This is a genomic window from Streptomyces liangshanensis, from assembly GCF_011694815.1.
In the GTDB taxonomy this organism is placed as follows: domain Bacteria; phylum Actinomycetota; class Actinomycetes; order Streptomycetales; family Streptomycetaceae; genus Streptomyces; species Streptomyces liangshanensis.
Map to the genome: position 1 here is coordinate 6,071,260 of NZ_CP050177.1, position 22,987 is coordinate 6,094,246.

Consider the following 22,987-nt stretch of genomic DNA (forward strand, 5'->3'; position numbering starts at 1 on the left):
TCATGGAGCGTGGTGAACCTGACGTCTGGTCACGTACGTGACGGACAACGGCAAGGGGGGCACATGAGACGCAGAGCGAGATCGATCCTCGCGGCGGGCGCGCTGCTGGTGGGCGGAGTGACACTGGCACCGCTCGCCGAGGCGCGGACGGCACCGGCCGCGGACAGCGGCGCGGACGCCGTGAAGGTGTTCGACGCACAGGTCACCAAGGAGCAGGTGCCGCTGCTCATAGCCGCCGGCCAGGACTCCCACGAACTGGGCGAGCTGGCACCGGAGAAGGGCACGGCGAAGGTCGAGCTGTTCCTCACCGACGCGCAGGCGCGCGGCCTGGAACAGCAGGGCGTCGACGTCACCGAGCGCAAGATCGCGAACAAGGCCGAGGCCCGGATCCAGGCGGCCGGCGACGGCGTCTTCCGCCCGTACAGCGGCAAGGGCAACCTCAAGGAAGAGATCGTCAAGACGGGGGCGGCCAACCCCGGCCTCACCAAGGTCGTCTCCATCGGCAAGACCGTCCAGGGCCAGGACATCCTCGCGCTCAAGGTCAGCAAGGGCGCGAAGAAGACGAAGGACGGCGCCAAGCCGTCCGTGCTCTACATGTCCAACCAGCACGCCCGGGAGTGGATCACTCCCGAGATGACGCGCCGCCTGATGCACTACTACCTCGACAACTACGGCAAGGACCGGCGGATCACCAAGATCGTCGACTCCACCGAGCTGTGGTTCGTCCTCAGCGCCAACCCGGACGGCTACGACTACACGTTCAGCCCCGACGGCGACCGGCTGTGGCGCAAGAACCTGCGCGACATCAACGCCGACGGGAAGATCGGTCCCGGCGACGGCGTCGACCTCAACCGCAACTTCGCCTTCAAGTGGGGCTACGACGACGAGGGTTCGTCGCCCCGGCCCAACGGCGAGACCTACCGCGGCGCCGGCCCGAACTCGGAGCCCGAGACGAAGGCGATCGACCGCTTCCAGAAGAGCATCGGCTTCGACTACGGCATCAACTACCACTCGGCCGCCGAGCTGCTCCTGTACGGCGTGGGCTGGCAGGTCGCCACCCCCACCCCCGACGACGTGCTGTACAAGGCGCTCGCCGGTACGCCCGAGAACTCCGCCGTCCCCGGCTACTACCCGCAGGTCTCCTCCGAGCTGTACACCACCAACGGTGAGGCCGACGGGCACGCGGCGAACGTCAACGGCATCATGATGTTCACCCCGGAGATGACCACCTGCCAGACCGCGTCCGCGGCCGACCCGGCCGACGCGTGGGAGGCCAGGGACTGCCAGTCCGGCTTCAACTTCCCCGACGACGAGAAGCTGATCCAGGGCGAGTTCGCCAAGAACGTCCCCTTCGCGCTCTCCGTCGCCGAGACCGCCGTCCACCCTGACCAGCCGGTCTCCGCGGTGGGCCTGACGGCCCCCGACTTCACCCTGGACCCCTTCACCACCTCGTACGCGCGCGGCGCGGACCAGGAGGTCGCGGTCACCGTCCGCAAGTCGGTCCGGGACAAGGAGCTCAACTACCGGATCAACGGCGGCCGTACGCACGACGAGGACCTCAAGGCCTGGAAGGGCGGCGAGACCTACGGCGGCGACGACAACCTCCACTTCGACGAGTACCGCGCCGACGTCGAGGACGCCGACCCGGGCGACAAGGTCGAGGTCTGGTTCACCGGCCGCACCAAGGCCGGCAAGGCCACGGCCAGTGAGCACTTCACCTACACCGTCGCCGAGCGCCCCCGCGCCGACACGATCGTGATCTCCGAAGGCGCCGGCTCCGCCCAGAACGCCGCCGCCTACGTCGACGCCCTGCGGGCCAACGGCCGTACCGCCGTGGTCTGGGACGTCCCCACCCAGGGTGCCCCGCACCCGCTGGGGGTCCTCTCCCACTTCTCCACCGCCGTCCACCACACCGGGGCCACCGCCCCGACCGGGGACACCCAGCTGGCCGTCAGGGACTTCATCAACGAGGGCGGCAAGCTGGTCGAGGCCGGTGAGCTGGCCGGCGGCAACGCCCAGGTCGGGCGCGCCCAGACCAACGACTTCAGCCAGTACTTCCTGGGCGCGTACGGCCGTACGTCCCTCGGCGGCGCCACCGGCTTCACCGGCGACGGCGCCCTCGCGGGCGCGGCCGGACCGCTCGGAGCCGCCCCCGGCAACCCGCTGAACGCGGCCGGGGTCTACAACATCACCTCCGAGAACCTGGACCCGGCGACCTTCCCCCAGTTCCGCAGCGCCCAGGCGGGCACGTACGCCGGCATCGTCAACCCGTACGCCCCCTACCAGGGCTCCTGGATGGCGGCCGCCACCCACGAGGACGACGCGTGGCGGCGCCTGAGCCGGACCGTCGACCTCACCGGGGTCACCGCGGCCGACCGGCCCGAGCTGCGTCTCGCGCTGAACTGGAACACCGAGCCGGGCTACGACCACGCCGTCCTGGAGGCCCACACCACCGGCGCCGAGGACTGGACCACCCTCCCCGACACCGGCGGCGCCACCAGCGCCGCGGTCCCCGCCGAGTGCGAGGCCGGGTTCTTCCTCGCCGGGCACCCGTTCCTGGAGCACTACCTCACCCTCGGCGACGCCGCCTGCCAGGCCTCCGGCACCACCGGCGCCTGGCACAGCTTCACCGGCACCTCCAACGGCTGGAAGCAGGTCGCCTTCGACCTGAGCGCCTACGCCGGCAAGAAGGTCGACCTGTCGCTCAGCTACATCAGCGACCCCAGCACCGGCGGCCGCGGCCTCTTCGCGGACAACACGCGCCTGTCGGTCGGCGGCGGCGAGCAGCAGGCCGAGGGCTTCGAGACGTCCCTCGGCGCCTGGACCACCCCGGGGGCCCCCGCGGGCAGCCCGGCCGTGGACGGCGACTGGACCCGCGTCCAGGAGCTGTTCAAGGCCTACTCCGCGGTGACCACCCGTGACACCGTGCTGCTCGGCTTCGGCCTGGAGCACGTGCAGGACGCCGGACAGCGTGCGGCGATCCTCGGCAAGGCACTGCGCAGCCTGCGTCACTGATCCGCAAGGCCGGGGTCACCGGTGGTTCGCCACCCGACCACCCCGGCGTCGACGGCCCGTGCCCGCTACCCGCGGGTACGGGCCGTTGTCGACTTCACGGGCGCTCGATGTCACTCCGCCCTCCCCAGGAGGGTAGGGTCGGGAGCGGTCGGGGACATCCCATACAACTCGCCGGCGTCGAAAACCGGCGTACCAACGAGGAGATCGGTTCGTGACGATCCGCGTAGGCATCAACGGCTTTGGCCGCATCGGTCGTAACTACTTCCGCGCGCTGCTGGAGCAGGGTGCAGACATCGAGATCGTGGCTGTCAACGACCTGGGTGACACTGCGACCACCGCGCACTTGCTGAAGTACGACACCATCCTGGGGCGCCTGAAGGCACAGGTGACCCACACCGCCGACACCATCACGGTCGACGGACACACCATCAAGGTGCTCTCCGAGCGCAACCCGGCCGACATCCCCTGGGGTGAGCTGGGCGTCGACATCGTCATCGAGTCGACCGGCATCTTCACCAAGAAGGCCGACGCGGCGAAGCACCTCGCGGGCGGCGCCAAGAAGGTCCTCATCTCGGCTCCGGCCAAGGACGAGGACATCACCATCGTGATGGGCGTCAACGAGAACAAGTACGTCGCGGCCGACCACCACGTCATCTCCAACGCCTCCTGCACCACCAACTGTGTGGCGCCGATGGCCAAGGTTCTCCTGGAGAACTTCGGCATCGTCAAGGGCATGATGACCACGGTCCACGCGTACACGAACGACCAGCGGATCCTGGACTTCCCGCACAGCGACCTCCGCCGCGCCCGTGCCGCCGCCGAGAACATCATCCCGACCACCACCGGTGCCGCCAAGGCCACCGCGCTGGTGATCCCGGAGCTGGCGGGCAAGCTCGACGGCATCGCGATGCGCGTCCCGGTCCCGACCGGCTCGGTCACCGACCTGGTCGTCGAGCTGGAGCGCGAGGTGACCAAGGACGAGGTCAACTCCGCGTTCCAGAAGGCCGCCGAGGGCCAGCTCAAGGGCATCCTGGACTACACCGAGGACGCGATCGTCTCCTCGGACATCGTCAACTGGCCCGCCTCCTGCACCTTCGACTCCTCCCTGACCATGGTCCAGGGCAAGAGCGTGAAGATCATCGGCTGGTACGACAACGAGTGGGGCTACTCCAACCGCCTCGTCGACCTGACCGAGTTCGTCGGCGCGCAGCTCTAGGCATCCGGCATGGGCGACAGGGCTCGGTGGGCGCACGCTGCGCCCGTCGAGCCCTGTCGGCCTGTGCGGCCCGCCCGGAAACCGACCGGACCTTCCAAGGAGTGCAGCACCCGATGAAGACGATCGACGAACTTCTCACCGAAGGGGTCGGCGGCAAGCGGGTATTCGTCCGCGCCGACCTCAACGTGCCGCTCGACGGCACGACGATCACCGACGACGGCCGCATCCGCGCCGTCCTGCCGACGATCGCCCGCCTCGCCGAAGCGGGCGCGCGCGTGATCGTCGCGTCCCACCTCGGCCGCCCCAAGGGCGCCCCCGACCCGGCCTTCTCGCTCGCGCCCGCCGCCGCCCGCCTCGGGGAGCTCCTCCGCGCGGACGTCGCCTTCGCGACCGACACGGTCGGCGACTCGGCCGAGGCCGTCGTCGCGGGCCTCGCCGACGGCCAGGTCGCCGTCCTCGAGAACCTCCGCTTCAACCCCGGCGAGACCGCGAAGGACGACGCCGAGCGCGGCGCCTTCGCCGACCGCCTCGCCGCCCTCGCCGACCTGTACGTCGGCGACGGCTTCGGGGCCGTGCACCGCAAGCACGCCTCCGTCGTGGACCTCCCCGCCCGCCTGCCGCACGCCGCGGGCGGCCTCATCGCCACCGAGGTCGGTGTCCTCAAGAAGCTCACCGAGGACGTCGCCCGCCCGTACGCGGTGGTCCTCGGCGGTGCCAAGGTCTCCGACAAGCTCGGGGTCATCGACCACCTGCTGGAGAAGGCCGACCGCATCCTCATCGGCGGCGGCATGGCGTTCACCTTCCTCAAGGCCCAGGGCCACGAGGTCGGCTCCTCGCTGCTCCAGGAGGACCAGATCCCGGCCGTACAGGGCTACCTCAAGCGCGCCGAGGAGCGCGGCGTGGAGTTCGTGCTCCCCGTCGACTTCCTGGTCGCCGAGCAGTTCCCCGACCTCAAGACCAAGGCGCCCGCGCACCCCGAGACCGTCCGGGCCGACGCCATGCCCGCCGGGAAGATGGGCCTGGACAACGGGCCCGAGACCTGCGCGCTCTACGCCTCCAAGCTCGCCGACGCGGCCACCGTCTTCTGGAACGGCCCCATGGGCGTCTTCGAACACCCCGACTACGCGGAAGGCACCCGGGCCGTCGCCCAGGCCCTCCTCGACTCGTCGGCCTTCACGGTCGTCGGCGGTGGCGACTCCGCCGCCGCCGTCCGGATCCTGGGCTTCGACGAGAACGCATTCGGCCATATCTCGACCGGTGGCGGCGCGAGCCTCGAATACCTCGAGGGCAAGACGCTTCCCGGCCTCGCCGCACTGGAGGACTGACCGTTCCATGACCGACTCACCCGAAACCGCAGGCCGCCTTCCGCTCATGGCGGGCAACTGGAAGATGAACCTCAACCACCTCGAGGCCATCGCCCACACCCAGAAGCTCGCCTTCGCCCTGGCGGACAAGGACTACGACGCCGTCGAGGTCGCCGTCCTGCCCCCCTTCACCGACCTGCGGTCCGTACAGACCCTCGTCGACGGGGACAAGCTCAAGATCAAGTACGGCGCCCAGGACATCTCCGCCCAGGACTCCGGCGCCTACACCGGTGAGATCTCGGGCTCGATGCTCGCCAAGCTCAAGTGCACCTACGTCGCCGTGGGGCACTCCGAGCGCCGGCAGTACCACGCCGAGACCGACGAGCTGTGCAACGCCAAGGTGAAGGCCGCGTTCCGGCACGGCCTGACCCCGATCCTCTGCGTCGGCGAGGGCCTGGACGTCCGCAAGGCCGGTGACCAGGTCTCCTACACGCTGGCGCAGCTCGACGGCGGTCTCAAGGACGTCCCGGCCGAGCAGGCCGAGACGATCGTGATCGCGTACGAGCCGGTCTGGGCGATCGGCACCGGCGAGGTCGCCACCCCCGAGGACGCCCAGGAGGTCTGCGGGGCGATCCGCGGCCGGCTGGCCGAGCTGTACTCCCAGGAGCTGGCCGACAAGGTCCGCATCCAGTACGGCGGCTCGGTGAAGTCCGGCAACGTCGCCGCGATCATGGCCCAGCCCGATGTGGACGGCGCTCTGGTCGGCGGCGCGGCGCTGGACGCCGAGGAGTTCGTCAAGATCGTCAGGTTCCGCGACCAGTGAGTATGCGGTAGCACGGATCCGTCGTACCCTTGCGGGGGCCAGGTGGCTTGCCATCCGGCCCCCGCAGTCCATCTGCGCAGTCCGAATTGGTCCTGTCAGTCCGAGGAAGTTGGTCCAGCCGTGGTTATGGGGTTCTCGATCGCCCTCATCATCTTCAGCCTGCTGCTGATGCTGCTGGTGCTGATGCACAAGGGAAAGGGCGGCGGCCTCTCCGACATGTTCGGTGGCGGAATGCAGTCGTCCGTCGGTGGGTCCTCGGTCGCGGAGCGTAACCTCGACCGCATCACCGTGGTTGTCGGTCTGCTGTGGTTCGCGAGCATCGTCGTCCTGGGTCTGCTGCTCAAGCTGGACGGCTGACCGCACGTACGGTACGGCGCCGCGGGCGCGGCCTATCATGAGGTTCCGCGCCCTGCGGCAGGGGGTAACTCCCCTCTCTGGACGCGAGTTGGGCCTTACGTAGACTGGGGCGCCACCCGGCAGCGGAGCTGCCTATCGATGCTTCGCGGCACCATCACGCAGGGAGTTACGACCGTGGCAAGTGGCAACGCGATCCGGGGAAGCCGGGTCGGAGCGGGGCCGATGGGTGAGGCCGAGCGTGGCGAGTCCGCGCCACGCCTGCGCATCTCCTTCTGGTGCTCCAACGGGCACGAGACGGTGCCGAGCTTCGCCAGCGACGCGCAGGTTCCGGAGACGTGGGACTGCCCGCGCTGCGGTTTCCCGGCCGGCCAGGACCGGGACAACCCGCCGGACCCGCCGCGCACCGAGCCGTACAAGACGCACCTCGCCTACGTACGTGAGCGGCGGAGCGACGCGGACGGCGAGGCGATCCTCGCGGAGGCGCTCGCCAAGCTCCGCGGCGAGATCTAGGGTCCGTCCCCACAGCCGCGAGTTCAGGACAATCCGGTCCGGCCGGGTCACCGCACGAGGTGACCCGGCCGGACCGTTTCCCGGCCGCGTTGTCAGTGCCTCCCCCTACCGTGTGAACCGTCGGACACGAACGGTGAGAACGGTGAGGGGGCGCGGTGTCGGTCGCGGACGTGGCGGGAGCGGCGGAGGTACGGGCGCCCGCGTGGCGCGGCGGGTTCGGGCGGCTGTGGTCCGCCGCGGTGGTCTCCCGGTTCGGGGACGCGCTGCGGACGGCCGCGATGCCGCTCCTCGCCACCACGCTCACCGACGACCCGCTCCTGATCGCCTCGGTGACCGCCTGCGGCTACCTGCCGTGGCTGCTGTTCGGACTGCTCGGCGGGGCGATCGCCGACCGGGTCGACCAGCGGCGGGCGATGTGGGGCGTCGACCTGCTCCGGGGCGTGCTCATGGCGGCCTTCGCGGTGGCCGTCGCCCTGGGCCACGCCTCCGTCGCCCTGCTCGTCGTCCTCGCCTTCGTGCTCACCACCTTCCAGACGCTCTTCGACAACGCGGCGACGGCCCTGCTGCCCTCCCTCGTGCCGCCCGGGGCGCTGGGGAGCGCCAACGCCCGGCTGATGACCGGACAGCAGATCGCCGGCACGTTCGTCGCCGCGCCCCTGGTGCCCGTGCTGCTGCTCGGCGGCGCCTCCCTCCCGTACGCGGCCGACGCGGCGACCTACGGCGTGGCCGCGCTGCTCGTCGCCTCCCTGCGGGCCGACCCGGCACCACGGCAGGCCCGCAAGGACGGCTCCACCCTGCGCGGGGAGATCGCCGAGGGGCTGGGCCTCCTGTGGCGCGACCGGACCCTGCGCGGGCTGTGCGTGGCCACGACCCTCTGCAACATCGGGATGGGCGCCCTGATCGCCACGCTCGTCCTGCACGTCACGGGCTGGCTGGGCGCGGGCCACGGCGGGTACGCGCTCGCGGTCGCCGGGTACGGGGCGGGGAGCGTGCTGGGCGGCCTGCTCGCCCGGCGGCTCGCCGAGCGGACCGGGCGGATACGGGCCGTCCTCCTCGCCGGCACCGTCCAGACCGGTGCGCTGCTCGCCCTGGGCACGGTGCGGGAGTTGTGGGTCACCGTGGTGTGCCTGGTGGTCTTCGGGCTGTGCGGCATGGTGTGGAACGTCAACCAGGCGACGCTCGTGCAGGAGCGGAGCCCGGCTCCCGCGCTGGGCCGGATCAGCGCCGCCTTCCGTACCCTCGCCGTCGCCGGGGCGCCGCTCGGCGCGCTCCTCGGCGGCGCCGCGGCGGCCGGATGGGGGCTCAACACACCCGCCCTGGTGGCCGCCGCGCTCTTCGTACCGGCCGTCGCGTCGCTGGCACGTCTGATCAATTAGGTTGGAGGGGAAGTAGGAGCAGCACGCACGTACGAGCAGAAGTGGGCTGATGTCCGAATGAACGCAGAAAGCCGTAGCAGGCTCAATCGCACGCCCGAGTGGGCCGCACTGGGCAAGCACCGGGAGCAGTTGGGCCAGACGGGTCTGCGGGAGCTGTTCGCCTCGACACCGGCGCGCGGCACCGACTACACCCTCCGGGTCGGCGATCTCCACCTGGACTACTCGAAGCACCTGGTGACGGACGAGACGCTGGCGCTGCTGCGCGAGCTGGCCGCGGCCACCGGGGTGAGCGAGCTGCGGGACGCGATGTTCCGCGGCGAGAAGATCAACACCACCGAGGACCGCGCCGTCCTGCACACCGCGCTGCGCGCCCCCCGGGACGCCGTCGTCGAGGTCGACGGGGAGAACGTCGTACCGGCCGTGCACGCGGTCCTGGACAAGATGGCCGCGTTCGCCGACCGGATCAGGAGCGGCGAGTGGACCGGCCACACGGGCCGGCCCATCAAGAACGTCGTCAACATCGGCATCGGCGGCTCCGACCTCGGCCCGGCGATGGCGTACGAGGCCCTCAAGTCCTTCACGGACCGCGGCCTCACGGTCCGCTTCGTGTCGAACGTCGACGGCGCCGACCTGCACGAGGCCGTACGGGACCTGGACGCGGCCGAGACGCTGTTCATCGTCGCCTCCAAGACCTTCACCACCATCGAGACCATCACCAACGCCACCTCCGCGCGCGACTGGCTGCTCACCGAGCTGCGGGCCGGCCAGGAGGCCGTCGCCCGGCACTTCGTGGCGCTCTCCACGAACAGCGAGAAGGTCGCCGACTTCGGCATCGACACGGCCAACATGTTCGAGTTCTGGGACTGGGTCGGCGGGCGGTACTCGTACGACTCCGCCATCGGCCTCTCCCTGATGATCGCGATCGGCCCCGCCCGCTTCCGCGAGATGCTCGACGGCTTCCACCTCGTCGACGAGCACTTCCGCACCGCGCCGCCCGAGTCCAACGCGCCGCTGCTGCTGGGCCTGTTGGGCATCTGGTACGGGTCGTTCTTCGACGCCCAGTCGCACGCCGTGCTGCCGTACAGCCACTACCTGTCCAAGTTCACCGCGTACCTCCAGCAGCTGGACATGGAGTCCAACGGCAAGTCCGTGGACCGTGACGGCAAGCCCGTGGACTGGCAGACCGGCCCGGTCGTCTGGGGCACGCCGGGCACCAACGGCCAGCACGCGTACTACCAGTTGATCCACCAGGGCACGAAGATCATCCCGGCCGACTTCATCGGTTTCGCCCGGCCCGTCGCGGACCTGGCGCCGGGCCTGGTCGCCCAGCACGACCTGCTGATGGCCAACTTCTTCGCGCAGACGCAGGCGCTCGCGTTCGGCAAGTCCCCCGAGGAGGTACGGGCCGAGGGGGTGCCCGAGGAGCTGGTCCCGCACAAGACGTTCCGCGGGAACCACCCCACGACCACGATCCTCGCCGAGGAACTGACCCCGTCCGTGCTGGGCCAGCTGATCGCCCTGTACGAGCACAAGGTCTTCGTCCAGGGCGCCGTCTGGAACATCGACTCCTTCGACCAGTGGGGCGTCGAGCTCGGCAAGGTCCTCGCCAAGAAGATCGAACCGGTCCTCACTGGTGACGAGGCCGGTGACGGCCTCGACTCGTCGACGGCGGCGCTGGTCGCCACGTACCGCACCCTGCGCGGCCGCTGACCGATGAGCGCGCCCGGGATAGGCGGGCCGCAGGCGGAACGGCGCCTGCGGCCGCCCCGCAACACGCTCGACCCCCGCGCGGTCGCCTGGTGGCGCACCAGGGTGCTGCTGTGGACGCTTGTCCCCGTCGTGCCGCTCGCCGTGCCGGGGGCGCTCGTCGCCCCCGCCCGGACGTGGCTGCTCGTCCCCGCCGCCGCCCTGGCGGTCCTCGGTGTCCTCGGCGCCGCGTTCCTGCCGGTGTGGTGGTTCCGGGTGCACCGCTGGGAGGTGACCGACGAGGCGGTCTACGTCCGCACCGGCTTCTTCCGGCAGGAGTGGCGGATCGCGCCGATGTCCCGGATTCAGACCGTGGACACCGTGCGCGGCCCGCTGGAACAGCTGTTCCGGCTCTCCACGGTCATCGTCACGACCGCCTCCGCCAAGGGCGCCGTACACATCGCGGGGCTGGACCACCGGCCGGCCGCGGAGCTGGCCGAGCGGCTGACCCGGATCGCCCAGGCCACCCCCGGCGACGCCACATGAGCGACGCGGGGGGCACGGGGGAGGACGAGGTGAGCCCGGGGGAGGACGACGGGTGGCGGCGGCTGGACCGGCGCGGCCTGCTGGTCACCGCGACCGTCCTCGCGGGCGTCGGCCTCGGCGCCGGGGTACCGACCGCCGTCGGGACGACCGGCCCCATGCCCCTGGGCGAGGCACTCGCCTGGGTCCTCCTCGGCACGGCGGCCCTGGCGGCCTGCGGCACCGCCGGCGCGTACGTCCGCCGGCGCCGCACCCGCTACCGCGTCGGACCCGAACGGGTCGAATTCCACACCGGCCTCTTCCTGGTCAAGCGCCGGTCCCTGGCCCGCGAACGCATACGCAGCGTCGACCTCACCGCCGGCCTCCTGCCGCGCTCCCTCGGCCTGGTCAAGGTCAGGATCGGCACCGGCGAGCACACCGGCGACGCGTCCACCCTGGAGCTCGACGCGGTCCGCAGGGCCGAGGGGGAGCGGCTCCGCAGGGAACTGCTCGACCGGACGCCCGCGGAGCCGGGACCGCGCCGCGACGGCGTGCTGGCCGTCCTCGACCCCGGCTGGGTCCGGTACGCCCCGCTCTCCTTCGCCGCCCCCGTGCTCGGCGGTACGGCGGCCGGCGGCCTCCTCCAGGTCAGCGACTGGTTCGGCGCCCAGGCGGAGGTGATCGACTGGGTGGCGGAGCGGCTGCGGGACACCCCGCTCCTCTGGTCGGCCGTCGTCCTGGTCACGGCGGCCGGGCTGGCCGGCGTGGTCGGCGCCCTCGGCCTGTGGACCGAGATGTGGTGGGGCTACCGGTTGGAGCGGGAGCCCGGCGGCACCCTGCGCGTGCGCAGAGGACTGCTCACCTCCCGGTCCGTCTCCATCGAGGAGCGGCGGCTGCGCGGGGTCGAACTGGTCGAGCCGATCGGCGTCCGGCTCGTCGGCGCGGCCCGGCTGGACGCCGTCGCCACCGGCCTCGCCCACGACGACGAGGACGGGCACGCCGACCACAGGACGCTCCTGCCCGCCGCGCCGCGCGCCTTCGCGGACGAGCTGGCGGCCCGGGTCCTGCGCGAGCCCGTCTCCCCGACCCGTACCGCCCGGCTGATCCCCCACCCCAGGGCGGCCCGTTCGCGCCGGGTGCGCCGCGCCCTGGCGGCCGTGCTGCTGCCGGCCGCGCTCCTCGCCGTCCTCGGCCTGCTCCTGACCGACGCGCTGCTGTACGTGGCGGCGGTGGCGACAGCGGTCCTGCTGCCGCTCGCCCTCCTGCTGGCCCTGGACGCGGCCCGCAACCTGGGGCACGCCACCACCGGCGCCTACCTGGTGGCCCGTTCCGGAACGCTGAGGCGCACGACGGTCGCGCTCCGGCGCGGCGGTGTGATCGGCTGGACGGTGCGCCAGTCGTACTTCCAGCGCCGCGCCGGCCTGATCACCCTGACGGCGACCACGGCGGCCGGGGCGGGCGCGTACGCCATCAAGGACGCGGCCCAGGGCGAGGGGCTGGCCTTCGCGGCGGAGGCGGTCCCGGGCCTGCTGGAACCGTTCCTGGAGCCGGGGTGACCCACGGCCCGAACGGCCGGCATCCGGTCCGGGGGACGCGGAAGGCCCGGTCCGCCTGAGGGGCGGACCGGGCCTTCACACCAGCGTGGTGACAGCGCGTCAGGCGCCGGCCGGCGGATAGAGGTCGCGCGGCAGCTTCGACGCCGCGTCCCCGTCCAGCAGCCAGAGCGTCCGCGCCCGGCCGTACGCGCCCGCCGCCGGGGCCTGGATCTCGCCCGCGCCCGACAGGGCGATCTCCGCCGCCTCCGCCTTGTCCGCGCCCGCCGCCAGCAGCCACACCTCGTGCGCCGCGCGGATCGCGGGCAGGGTCAGGGAGATGCGGACCGGCGGCGGCTTGGGAGCGCCGTGCACGGCGACCACCGTGCGCTCGGTCTCCCGTACCCCGGGCAGCTCGGGGAAGAGCGACGCCACGTGCGTGTCGGGGCCCACCCCGAGCATCAGGACGTCGAAGGACGGCACCTGGGCGTGGTCCTCCGGCCGGGAGGCCGCGGCCAGTTCGGTCGCGTACGCGGCGGCGGCAGCCTCCACGTCGTTCCCGTACGGGCCGTCCGACGCCGGCATCGCGTGGACCCGTGCGGGGTCCAGCGGTACCGAGTCGAGCAGCGCCTCGCGGGCCTGGGTGACGTTGCGGTCCGGGTCGCCCTCCGGCAGGAAGCGCTCGTCGCCCCACCACAGGTCGAGGCGCGACCAGTCGATCGCGTCCCGCGCGGGCGCCTGCGCCAGCGCGGCCAGCAGGCCGTTGCCGTTGCGCCCGCCCGTGAGCACCACCGACGCGGAGCCCCGGGAGGCCTGGGCGTCCACGATCCTCGTGATCAGCCGGGCCGCCGTGGCCTGCGCCATCAGCTCCTTGTCGCGGTGGACGACCAGTTGCGGGGCACTCACTTCGAGGCCGCCTTCTTCGCCGGGGCCCGCTTCGCCGCCGGCGCCGGGGCCGGTTCCGGAGTGGGCTCCGCCTGTCCCGACGCGTCGCTGAGCTTCTCCACGCCGTACCGCAGGGCCGACGCGTAGATCTCGTCCGGGTCGAGCCGGCGCAGCTCCTCCGCGATCAGCTCCGAGGTGTCACGCCGGTTGAGCGCGACCGCCCGGTCCGGCTGGCCCTCGATGGACAGCGTCGCGAGGGTGCCGTCCAGGCGCTTGAGCGTGATCGGCCCGCAGTCGGTCTCCATCCTGACGGACGTGAGGCCGGGTCCCGCCGAGACCGTGCGCTTGACCGGTACGTGCAGCCGGTCGGCGAGCCACATGCCGAGCAGCTCCCCGCTCGCGTTGAGCTCCTCGCCCTCCACCTCGACCTCGGTGACGGCGCAGTCCACCTGGTCCAGGGCCGCCGCGAGCATCGAGCGCCACGGGGTGATCCTGGCCCACGCGAGATCCGTGTCGCCGGGGGTGTAGACGGCGGCGCGGGACTTGAGCTCCTTGATCGGGTGCTCCGCCGCGTACGTGTCCGTCACGCGGCGCTGCGCGAGGGTGCCCAGCGGGTCCTTCGCCGGGTTGACGGGCGCGTTGACCGCCCACCACACGACGACGGGCGCGTCCGGCAGCAGCAGCGGCAGGACCACCGACTGGGCGTGGTCGATGACCTCGCCGTACAGCCGCAGGACGACCGTCTCGCCGGTGCCGGCCTCCACGCCGAGGCGCACCTCGGCGTCCAGGCGCGGCTTCGCGCGGTCGCGCGCCGAGCGGGAGACGCGCTTGATGACGACGAGCTTGCGCGAGGGGTGCTCGCGGGACGCGTCGTTGGCGGCCTTCAGCGCGTCGTACGCGTTCTCCTCGTCGGTGACGAGGACCAGGGTCAGGACCATGCCGACGGCCGGGGTGCCGATCGCCCTGCGGCCCTGGATCAGCGCCTTGTTGATCTTGCTGGACGTGGTGTCCGTAAGGTCGATCTTCATGGCCGACGCCAGCTCCGTCCGTGTCGTGCGAGCATTTCGTCCGCCTCGACCGGACCCCAGGTCCCGGACTCGTACTGCGCGGGCTTTCCGTGCGCGTCCCAGTACCGCTCGATCGGGTCGAGGATCTTCCAGGACAGCTCGACCTCCTCCGTGCGCGGGAAGAGGTTCGAGTCGCCGAGCAGCACATCGAGGATGAGCCGCTCGTACGCCTCGGGGCTCGACTCCGTGAAGGACTCGCCGTACGCGAAGTCCATCGAGACGTCCCGCACCTCCATCGCGGTGCCGGGGACCTTCGAGCCGAAGCGCATGGTCACGCCCTCGTCCGGCTGGACCCGGATGACCAGGGCGTTCTGCCCCAGCTCCTCCGTGGCCGTGTGGTCGAAGGGGGAGTGCGGGGCCCGCTGGAAGACCACCGCGATCTCCGTGACGCGGCGGCCGAGGCGCTTGCCGGTACGGAGGTAGAAGGGGACGCCGGCCCAGCGCCGGTTGTCGATCTCCACCTTCACCGCGGCGTAGGTGTCGGTCTTCGACTTGGGGTCGATGCCGTCTTCCTGGAGGTAGCCCACGGCCTTCTCGCCGCCCTGCCAGCCCGCGGCGTACTGCCCGCGCACCGTGTCGGCGCCGAGGTCCGCGGGCAGCCGTACGGCCCCGAGCACCTTGGTCTTCTCCGCGGCGAGCGCGTCCGCGTCGAAGGAGGCGGGCTCCTCCATCGCGGTCAGCGCGAGCAGCTGGAGCAGGTGGTTCTGGATGACGTCCCGGGCGGCGCCGATGCCGTCGTAGTACCCGGCGCGGCCGCCGATGCCGATGTCCTCGGCCATCGTGATCTGCACGTGGTCGACGTACGACCGGTTCCAGATCGGCTCGAAGAGGGTGTTGGCGAAGCGGAGCGCCAGGATGTTCTGGACGGTCTCCTTGCCGAGGTAGTGGTCGATCCGGAAGACCTCGTTGGACGGGAAGACCTCGTGCACGACCTTGTTGAGGGCCTGCGCCGACTCCAGGTCGTGCCCGAACGGCTTCTCGATGACCGCGCGGCGCCAGGAGCCCTTCTTCTGGTCGGCCAGCCCGTGCTTCTTGAGCTGCTGGACGACCTGCGGGAAGAACTTCGGCGGTACGGAGAGGTAGAAGGCGAAGTTGCCGCCCGTCCCCTGCTTCTTGTCCAGGTCGTCGATCGTCGCCTTGAGGTTCTCGAACGCCTCGTCGTCGTCGAAGTTGCCCTGGACGAAGCGCATCCCCTGGACGAGCTGCTGCCAGACCTCCTCGCGGAACGGGGTGCGCGCGTGCTCCTTGACGGCGTCGTGGACCTCCTGTGCGAAGTCCTCGTCCTGCCATTCGCGGCGCGCGAAACCGACGAGCGAGAAGCCCGGCGGGAGCAGGCCGCGGTTGGCGAGGTCATAGATGGCGGGCATCAGCTTTTTGCGGGACAAATCGCCCGTGACGCCAAAGATGACCAGGCCCGACGGCCCCGCGATGAGCGGGAGCCGTCGGTCCGCGGCGTCACGGAGCGGGTTCGCTCCGTGGGTTGCGGTCAAGGGATCAGCCCTCCGAAGGGGCGAGGCGCTTGAGCTCCGCCTCGGTCGACTTGAGCAGGTCGGTCCAGGCGCCCTCGAACTTCTCGACGCCCTCGTCCTCCAGGAGCTGGACGACCTCGTCGTACGAGATCCCCAGCTTCTCGACGGCTTCGAGGTCCGCGCGTGCCTGGTCGTACGTGCCGCGCACCGTGTCACCGGTGATGCGGCCGCTGTCCGCGGTGGCGTCCAGCGTGGCTTCCGGCATGGTGTTCACCGTGTTCGGCGCGACCAGCTCGTCCACGTACAGGGTCGCCTTGTACGCCGGGTCCTTGACGCCCGTCGAGGCCCACAGCGGACGCTGCTTGTTGGCCTGCGCGCGGTCCAGGGCCGCCCAGCGGTCCGAGGAGAAGACCTCCTCGTACGCCTCGTACGCCAGCCGGGCGTTGGCGAGGGCGGCCTTGCCGCGCGCCGCCTTCGCCTCGTCCGTGCCCAGCGCGTCGAGCCGCTTGTCGATCTCGGTGTCCACACGGGACACGAAGAAGGACGCCACCGAGTGGATCTTCGAGAGGTCCAGGCCCGCGGCCTTCGCCTTCTCCAGACCCGCGAGGTACGCGTCCATGACCGCGCGGTAGCGCGCCAGCGAGAAGATCAGCGTGACGTTGACGCTGATGCCCCGGCCGATGGTCTCGGTGATCGCCGGCAGGCCCGCCTCGGTCGCCGGGATCTTGATGAGCGTGTTCGGCCGGTCCACCAGCCACGCCAGCTGCTTGGCCTCGGCGATGGTCGCCGTCGTGTTGTGGGCCAGGCGCGGGTCCACCTCGATCGAGACCCGGCCGTCCTGGCCCTCGGTCCGGTCGAAGACCGGGCGCAGGATGTCGGCGGCGTCGCGGACGTCCGCCGTCGTGATCATGCGGATGGCCTCTTCGACCGTGACCCGGCGGGCGGCCAGCTCGGTGAGCTGGGTGTCGTACCCGTCGCCCTCCGAGATGGCCTTCTGGAAGATCGACGGGTTGGTGGTGACGCCCACCACGTGCTGCTGGTCGATCAGTTCGGCGAGGTTGCCGGACGTGATGCGCTTGCGCGACAGGTCGTCGAGCCAGATCGCGACGCCTTCGTCGGAGAGGCGCTTGAGTGCGTCTGTCATGAGAAATACATCTCCTGAGGTTCGTATACCGGCGTCAGCGCGCGGAGGCTTCCAGTGATTCCCGAGCGGCCGTGGCGACCGCCTCGGCGGTGAAACCGAACTCGCGGAACAGCACCTTCGCGTCCGCGGATGCCCCGAAGTGCTCCAGCGACACGATGCGTCCCGCGTCGCCGACAAAACGGTGCCAGGTCAGGCCGATCCCGGCCTCGACCGCCACCCGCGCCTTCACGGACGGCGGCAGTACGGCGTCCCGGTACGCCTGGTCCTGCTCGTCGAACCACTCCACCGACGGCATCGACACGACCCGCGTCGGGATGCCGTCCGCCTGGAGCAGCTCACGGGCCTCGACGGCCAGCTGGAGCTCGGAGCCCGTACCGATCAGTACGACCTGCGCGGGGCCGCCCTCGGCCTCGAAGCGGACGTACCCGCCCTTGGCCGCGTTCACGTCGGCCTCGTACGTCGGCACGCCCTGGCGGGTCAGCGCCAGACCGTGCGGCGCGCGCTTCGGGTGCCGCTTGAGGATCTCGGCCCACGCGATCGCCGTCTCGTTGGCGTCGGCGGGACGGACGATGTTCAGGCCCGGGATCGCCCGCAGCACGGAGAGGTGCTCGACCGGCTGGTGCGTCGGACCGTCCTCGCCGAGGCCGATCGAGTCGTGCGTCCACACGTAGGTGACCGGCACGCGCATCAGCGCGGCGAGCCGGACGGACGGCCGCATGTAGTCGGAGAACACCAGGAAGGTGCCGCCGTAGATACGGGTGTTGCCGTGCAGCGCGATGCCGTTCATCGTCGCGCCCATGGAGTGCTCGCGGATGCCGTAGTGCACCGTGCGGCCGTACGGGTCCGCCTCCGGAAGGGGGTTGCCCTCGGGGAGGAACGACGACGTCTTGTCGATCGTGGTGTTGTTCGAGCCCGCGAGGTCGGCGGAGCCGCCCCACAGCTCGGGGACGACCTCGCCGAGCGCCTGGAGCACCTTGCCCGACGCGGCGCGCGTGGCAAGGGACTTGCCCGTCTCGAAGACCGGCAGGCTGTCCTCCCAGCCGGCGGGCAGCTCGCCCGCGCGGACCCGGTCGAACGTCGCGGCGCGCTCGGGGTTGGCCGTACGCCACGCCGCGAACAGCTTGTCCCACTCGCCGCGCGTCTCGCGGCCGCGGTCGAGGGCCTCGCGGGTGTGCGCGAGCACCTCGTCCGCCACGACGAAGGACTTCTCCGGGTCGAAGCCGAGCACGCGCTTCGTGGCCGCGACCTCGTCGCCGCCGAGCGCCGAGCCGTGCGCGGCCTCGGTGTTCTGCGCGTTCGGGGCCGGCCAGGCGATGATCGAGCGGGCCGCGATGAACGACGGGCGGTCGGTCTCGGCCTGCGCCGCCCTCAGCGCCTCGTACAGGCCCTTCGGGTCCAAGTCGCCGTTCGGCAGCTGGTCGACCCGCTGCACGTGCCAGCCGTAGGCCTCGTACCGCTTGAGGGTGTCCTCGGAGACGGCCGTCTCCGTGTCGCCCTCGATGGAGATGTGGTTGTCGTCCCACAGGACGACGAGGTTGCCGAGCTTCTGGTGGCCCGCCAGCGAGGACGCCTCCGCGGAGACACCCTCCTGGAGGCAGCCGTCGCCCACGACGACCCAGATGGTGTGGTCGAACGGCGAGGTGCCGGCCGCCGCCTCGGGGTCGTACAGCCCACGCTCGTAACGGGCGGCCATCGCCATGCCCACCGCGTTCGCCACACCCTGTCCGAGCGGGCCCGTGGTGGTCTCGACACCGACCGTGTGGCCGTACTCCGGGTGGCCCGGGGTCCTCGAACCCCAGGTCCGGAAGGCCTCCAGGTCGGCCAGGTCCAGGCCGTACCCGGCGAGGAAGAGCTGGATGTAGAGGGTCAGAGAGGTGTGCCCCGGTGAGAGGACGAACCGGTCACGACCGGTCCACTCGGCATCCGCCGGGTCGTGCCGCATGAGTTTCTGGAACAGCAGGTAGGCGGCGGGCGCCAGGCTCATGGCCGTACCGGGATGGCCGTTGCCGACCTTCTGTACGGAATCCATGGCAAGGACGCGCGCGGTGTCGACTGCCCGACTGTCCAGATCGGTCCACTCGAGGTCTGTGGTGGTCGGCTTGATGCTCACCCTGAGTCAGGGCTCCTCTCCACATGTCAAGCCCGGTGCTCTGAGGGCAAACCGGTTCGCCGTTGAGCCTACCCTCGCGGCCAGACCATCTTTTCGAGTGCCTTTCCAGGGTGCGACGGGTCCGCGCACTTCGCCTCCCGGCACGGCGAACGGGGGCGCGGGAGTACCCCCAACACGACCCGACCCCCGCGAAGAACGGCATCTGGGCAACGTCTAGAGTGACGTGGTACGCGCAAGCCTTTACCGGGTCTTCACGCCCGGAGCTTGCTGGGTTTCTCTGTCAGGGGTGTACGTGACAGCCGTCGAGTCCCGACCCGCAGGGGTCGTCCAGACTCCGAGTCCGGGGGGCCGTCGGCCGCTCAGAGCCCGCGTCCTGGCGTTCGTGGCGCTGACCAAGCCGAGGATCATCGAGCTCCTGCTCATCACCACGGTCCCGGTGATGTTCCTGGCCACCCAAGGGGTGCCGGATCTCTGGCTCGTGGTCACCACGTGTGTCGGCGGGTATCTCTCCGCGGGCGGCGCCAACGCGCTCAACATGTACATCGACCGGGACATCGACGCGCTGATGGACCGTACGTCGCAGCGTCCCCTGGTCACCGGCATGGTCTCGCCGCGCGAGTGCCTGGCGTTCGGGTTCACGCTCGCCGTGGTGTCGACGCTGTGGTTCGGGCTGCTGGTCAACTGGCTCTCGGCGGCGCTGTCCCTGGGCGCGCTGCTCTTCTACGTCGTCGTCTACACGATGATCCTCAAACGCCGTACCTCGCAGAACATCGTCTGGGGCGGCATCGCTGGCTGCATGCCGGTGCTGATCGGCTGGTCGGCGGTGACCGACTCGGTGTCCTGGGCCGCGGTCATCCTCTTCCTCGTCATCTTCTTCTGGACGCCCCCGCACTACTGGCCGCTGTCCATGAAGGTGAAGGACGACTACGCGCGCGTGGGCGTCCCGATGCTGCCGGTCGTGGCGTCCAATCGGGTGGTGGCCCGCCAGATCGTCGCCTACAGCTGGGTGATGGTCGCGGTGTCGCTGCTGCTGACCCCCCTCGGCTACACCGGCTGGTTCTACACGTCGGTGGCGCTGGTGGCGGGCGGCTGGTGGCTCTGGGAGGCGCACGGCCTCCAGTCGCGGGCGAAGTCCGGGGTGACCGGGGCGAAGCTCAAGGAGATGCGACTGTTCCACTGGTCGATCACCTATGTTTCCCTCTTGTTCGTCGCCGTGGCGGTCGATCCCTTCCTGCGGTAGCGCCGTCCTCCTTTCCGGGGCGGCCGGGGCCTGCGGTGGCCCGAACCGTTACCCGTCGGTAGCATCGGGGCCATGGCAGAGACAGACGGCGACACGGCAGACACCGGACAGGGCGACGCCCGCGACGAGCGGCGCGCCGCGCGGCTGGCCAAGCACATCGGCGCGTTCGCCAGGAAGCACGGCGGCGCCGAGGGACAGCTCGCGTACCTCGGGCAGGCCGGCACGCGCATCGTGCTCGTCGGCGAGGACGGCGGCTGGGGCGACCTCGTCGCCCCCTCCCACGGGGTCGCGCTGAGCGCGGCCGAGAAGGCGGGGCTCACCCTGCACGAATCCTTCGACGGCGAGTTCGCCGCGAAGGTACGCACCGGGCGGTACGAGTGGTCCCGCATGGCGGGCATCCAGGTCGGCGGACACGGGAACCGCTGAGCCGGGTCCCGGGCCGCGACCGGATCGCCCCTCACCCGTTAGGACTGTAGGAGTACGGTCCACGACGGGAATCCCGATGATCGAATCACTGTCCCTCGTGGACCAGTACTGCCACGGCGTGCTCCGCACGGAGCTGGGCCTCGGCACCTTCGAGGCCCAGCTCGGCGGCCGGGTGGGACCCGCCGCCCCGGGCACCACCTTCTTCGACACCCAGACCGGCTTCGCCGTACGGCGCTGGTGCCCGCCGCTCCTCGGCCTCGAAGCGCACTGCCCGCCCGCGCACTACCTCGCGCGCCGCCGCGAGCTGGGCGTCCTGGAGTCCGGCCGACGGCTGCTGCGCTCCACCGGGGTCACCACCTACCTGGTGGACACCGGACTGCCCGGCGAACTGACAGGACCCGGCGAGATCGCCGCCGCCGGCGCCGCCGACGCCCGGGAGATCGTCCGACTCGAACCCCTCGCCGAGCGGGTCGCCGACGCCTCCTGCGGAGTCGCCGACCTGCTGTCCCGCCTCGCCGAGTCCGTCCACGACGCGGCCGCGACGGCCGTCGCCTTCACCTCCGTGGCAGGAGTACGGCACGGGCCCGCCCTGGCCCCCGAACCGCCCGCGCACGCCGAGGTACGGGCGGCGGCGGGCCACTGGCTCACGGTGCGCGGGCCCGGCGGCCCGCTGGACGACCCGGTGCTGCTGCGGCACCTGCTCTGGCTCGCCCTCGGCTCGGGGCTCCCGCTGCAACTGCACACCGGCGCGCGCGACGCCCGCGCCCCGGCGGGCGGCGCCGACCCGGCGCTGGTCACCGCGTTCGCGAGCGCCACGGCCGGGCTCGGCACCGATCTGGTGCTGCTGGGGGCCTACCCGTACCACCGGCACGCGGCGCACCTGACGAGCGTCTTCCCGCATGTGTACGCCGACCTCGGGCCGGCTCTCGCGCACACGGGGGCGCGCGCCGCGGCCGTCCTGGCGGAGATCCTGGAACTGGCCCCGTTCGGGAAGCTGTTGTTCTCCAGCGGGGCGCGGGCGCTGCCCGAACTGCACGTGGTCGGCGCCCGGGTGTTCCGCGAGGCGCTGGTCCGGGTCCTCGGCGGCTGGGTCGCCGACGGGGCGTGGTCGCTCACCGACGCGCGGCGGGTCGCCGAGATGATCGCGGCGGGCAACGCCCGCCGGCTCTACGGGCTGTCAGACGGCCGCGGACAGCCGTGAGTCGGGCTGGGCGGGGATCTCCGCGGTGGTCACCGGACGCTCGCGCTGGCTCATCGCCACCCGCACGACCCCGACCCACACCAGGCACGACCCCAGCATGTGGAAGCCGACCAGCACGGCCGGGACGTCCGTGAAGTACTGGACGTAGCCGATCGCGCCCTGCGCGAGCAGCACCAGCAGCAGGTTCCGGGCGATCACCCGGGTGTCCGCCGGGGCGTCGACGACGCGCAGCACCAGCCACATCGCGAGGGACAGCGCGCAGACGACCCAGGCGGCGGCGGTGTGGACATGGGCGGTGGTCGTCCAGTCGAACGGCATCCGCGGGACGTCGCTGCTGTCGCCCGCGTGCGGCCCGGAACCGGTCACCGCCGTGCCCGCCACGAGCAGGACGACCGTGGACGCGGTCAGCGCCCACGACAGCTTCCGTACGGGGCGGGGGACACGCGGGCGGGGGGTGCCGTCGCCCTCGCGGGTGCGCAGCCAGGTCACCGTGGTGACCGTCAGGAGGGTCATGGCGAGCAGCAGATGCCCCGCCACCGTCCAGGGGTTGAGGCCCGCGAGGACGGTGACCCCGCCGAGCACGGCGTTGCCCATGACGATCCAGAACTGCGACCAGGCGAGCCGGGAGAGCCCGCGCCGCCGGGGCTTCGCGGAGCGCGCCGCGATGATCGCCCAGCCGACGGCCGCGCACAGCACGTACGTCAGCATGCGGTTGCTGAACTCGATGGCGCCGTGGATGCCCTGCTCGGGGGTGGCGACGAGGCTGTTGTCGGTGCACTTGGGCCAGGTGTCGCAGCCGAGTCCGGAACCGGTCAGCCGTACCGCGCCGCCGGTGACGACGATCACCACGCTCATCAACACGGCGCCGAGGGCGGCGCGCTGGAGCGTACGGGGCGAAGGCGTCCAGCGCCGGGCGATGTAGGCGAGGGGGGTCAACACGGCAACCATCGTAGGCGGGAGCTTGTGCGGGTTTTCACGAGGGGTACGTAAGCCGCGTCTTGGCGGCCGGCGCCGCGTGAGGTGCGCCCGACCGCCCGGTGCACGCCGTGCCGTACGCCCACTCCCGACGCAAGCCGGACGCCCACTCCCGACGGGAGCCGGACG

General features: G+C 71.5%; 19 protein-coding genes. 13 read left to right on the plus strand and 6 right to left on the minus strand.

Annotated elements, in window-relative coordinates; genetic code table 11:
- The first annotated feature begins 63 nt into the window (after positions 1-63).
- The 10 genes from HA039_RS26330 to HA039_RS26375 all read left to right on the plus strand — a co-directional run bounded on the left by HA039_RS26330 (position 64) and on the right by HA039_RS26375 (position 12,365).
- Complete coding sequence (locus tag HA039_RS26330) at positions 64-3,015, plus strand: M14 family metallopeptidase (RefSeq protein ID WP_167033842.1); 2,952 nt, start codon at positions 64-66, stop codon at positions 3,013-3,015.
- A 211-nt stretch (positions 3,016-3,226) separates the two neighbouring features.
- The gene (gap, locus tag HA039_RS26335; RefSeq protein WP_167033843.1) at positions 3,227-4,231 is read left to right on the plus strand and encodes a type I glyceraldehyde-3-phosphate dehydrogenase; all 1,005 of its coding nucleotides are present in this window, start codon (positions 3,227-3,229) and stop codon (positions 4,229-4,231) included.
- Positions 4,232-4,344: 113 nt separating this feature from the next.
- Entirely contained in the window at positions 4,345-5,556 is a 1,212-nt protein-coding gene (locus HA039_RS26340) for a phosphoglycerate kinase (protein WP_167033844.1), read from the plus strand.
- 7 nt (positions 5,557-5,563) lie between these two features.
- Positions 5,564-6,358 (plus strand): triose-phosphate isomerase, encoded by a 795-nt coding sequence (gene tpiA / locus HA039_RS26345; RefSeq protein WP_167033845.1) that lies wholly within the window; start codon positions 5,564-5,566, stop codon positions 6,356-6,358.
- Positions 6,359-6,484: 126 nt separating this feature from the next.
- The gene (gene secG / locus HA039_RS26350; RefSeq protein WP_208298842.1) at positions 6,485-6,715 is read left to right on the plus strand and encodes a preprotein translocase subunit SecG; all 231 of its coding nucleotides are present in this window, start codon (positions 6,485-6,487) and stop codon (positions 6,713-6,715) included.
- Between the two features lie 174 nt (positions 6,716-6,889).
- Positions 6,890-7,225, plus strand: a complete 336-nt coding sequence (locus HA039_RS26355; protein ID WP_078615979.1) for an RNA polymerase-binding protein RbpA — start codon at positions 6,890-6,892, stop codon at positions 7,223-7,225.
- A 155-nt stretch (positions 7,226-7,380) separates the two neighbouring features.
- Positions 7,381-8,601 (plus strand): MFS transporter, encoded by a 1,221-nt coding sequence (locus HA039_RS26360; protein ID WP_167033847.1) that lies wholly within the window; start codon positions 7,381-7,383, stop codon positions 8,599-8,601.
- A gap of 57 nt (positions 8,602-8,658) precedes the next feature.
- Positions 8,659-10,311 (plus strand): glucose-6-phosphate isomerase, encoded by a 1,653-nt coding sequence (gene pgi / locus HA039_RS26365; RefSeq protein WP_167033848.1) that lies wholly within the window; start codon positions 8,659-8,661, stop codon positions 10,309-10,311.
- Positions 10,312-10,314: 3 nt separating this feature from the next.
- Positions 10,315-10,833, plus strand: a complete 519-nt coding sequence (locus HA039_RS26370; RefSeq protein ID WP_167033849.1) for a PH domain-containing protein — start codon at positions 10,315-10,317, stop codon at positions 10,831-10,833.
- Positions 10,830-12,365, plus strand: a complete 1,536-nt coding sequence (locus HA039_RS26375; RefSeq protein WP_167033850.1) for a PH domain-containing protein — start codon at positions 10,830-10,832, stop codon at positions 12,363-12,365. The genes HA039_RS26370 and HA039_RS26375 overlap by 4 nt, the downstream gene beginning before the upstream one ends.
- A 99-nt stretch (positions 12,366-12,464) precedes the next feature.
- Here the strand turns inward: HA039_RS26375 and pgl are convergent, their stop codons facing one another.
- Genes pgl through tkt form a run of 5 tightly spaced genes read right to left on the minus strand, consistent with a single transcriptional unit; the run spans position 12,465 to position 19,016 of the window.
- Positions 12,465-13,247, minus strand: coding sequence for a 6-phosphogluconolactonase (gene pgl / locus HA039_RS26380; RefSeq protein ID WP_167033851.1), 783 nt, complete (start codon positions 13,245-13,247; stop codon positions 12,465-12,467).
- Positions 13,244-14,254, minus strand: coding sequence for a glucose-6-phosphate dehydrogenase assembly protein OpcA (gene opcA, locus HA039_RS26385; RefSeq protein WP_167033852.1), 1,011 nt, complete (start codon positions 14,252-14,254; stop codon positions 13,244-13,246). Before opcA ends, pgl begins: the two co-directional genes overlap by 4 nt.
- Positions 14,251-15,783, minus strand: coding sequence for a glucose-6-phosphate dehydrogenase (gene zwf / locus HA039_RS26390; RefSeq protein WP_167033853.1), 1,533 nt, complete (start codon positions 15,781-15,783; stop codon positions 14,251-14,253). The genes opcA and zwf overlap by 4 nt, the downstream gene beginning before the upstream one ends.
- Positions 15,784-15,787: 4 nt before the next feature.
- Complete coding sequence (gene tal / locus HA039_RS26395) at positions 15,788-16,906, minus strand: transaldolase (RefSeq protein WP_167033854.1); 1,119 nt, start codon at positions 16,904-16,906, stop codon at positions 15,788-15,790.
- A gap of 34 nt (positions 16,907-16,940) precedes the next feature.
- On the minus strand, positions 16,941-19,016 hold the full coding sequence (gene tkt / locus HA039_RS26400; protein WP_167033855.1) for a transketolase: 2,076 nt from the start codon (positions 19,014-19,016) through the stop codon (positions 16,941-16,943).
- 292 nt (positions 19,017-19,308) lie between these two features.
- On the opposite strand from tkt, the gene HA039_RS26405 reads away from it, so the two are divergent.
- The 3 genes from HA039_RS26405 (at position 19,309) to HA039_RS26415 (ending at position 21,883) form a co-directional block, all read left to right on the plus strand.
- Positions 19,309-20,256 carry a heme o synthase gene (locus tag HA039_RS26405; RefSeq protein WP_167033856.1) on the plus strand — a complete coding sequence of 316 codons (948 nt, stop codon included), beginning with the start codon at positions 19,309-19,311 and terminating at the stop codon, positions 20,254-20,256.
- Positions 20,257-20,328: 72 nt separating this feature from the next.
- On the plus strand, positions 20,329-20,682 hold the full coding sequence (locus tag HA039_RS26410; protein ID WP_167033857.1) for a hypothetical protein: 354 nt from the start codon (positions 20,329-20,331) through the stop codon (positions 20,680-20,682).
- A gap of 76 nt (positions 20,683-20,758) precedes the next feature.
- Entirely contained in the window at positions 20,759-21,883 is a 1,125-nt protein-coding gene (locus HA039_RS26415; protein WP_167033858.1) for an amidohydrolase family protein, read from the plus strand.
- Here the strand turns inward: HA039_RS26415 and HA039_RS26420 are convergent.
- Positions 21,860-22,831, minus strand: coding sequence for a COX15/CtaA family protein (locus tag HA039_RS26420; RefSeq protein WP_167033859.1), 972 nt, complete (start codon positions 22,829-22,831; stop codon positions 21,860-21,862). The two genes, HA039_RS26415 and HA039_RS26420, sit on opposite strands and share 24 nt — an antisense overlap.
- Positions 22,832-22,987: the final 156 nt, after the last annotated feature.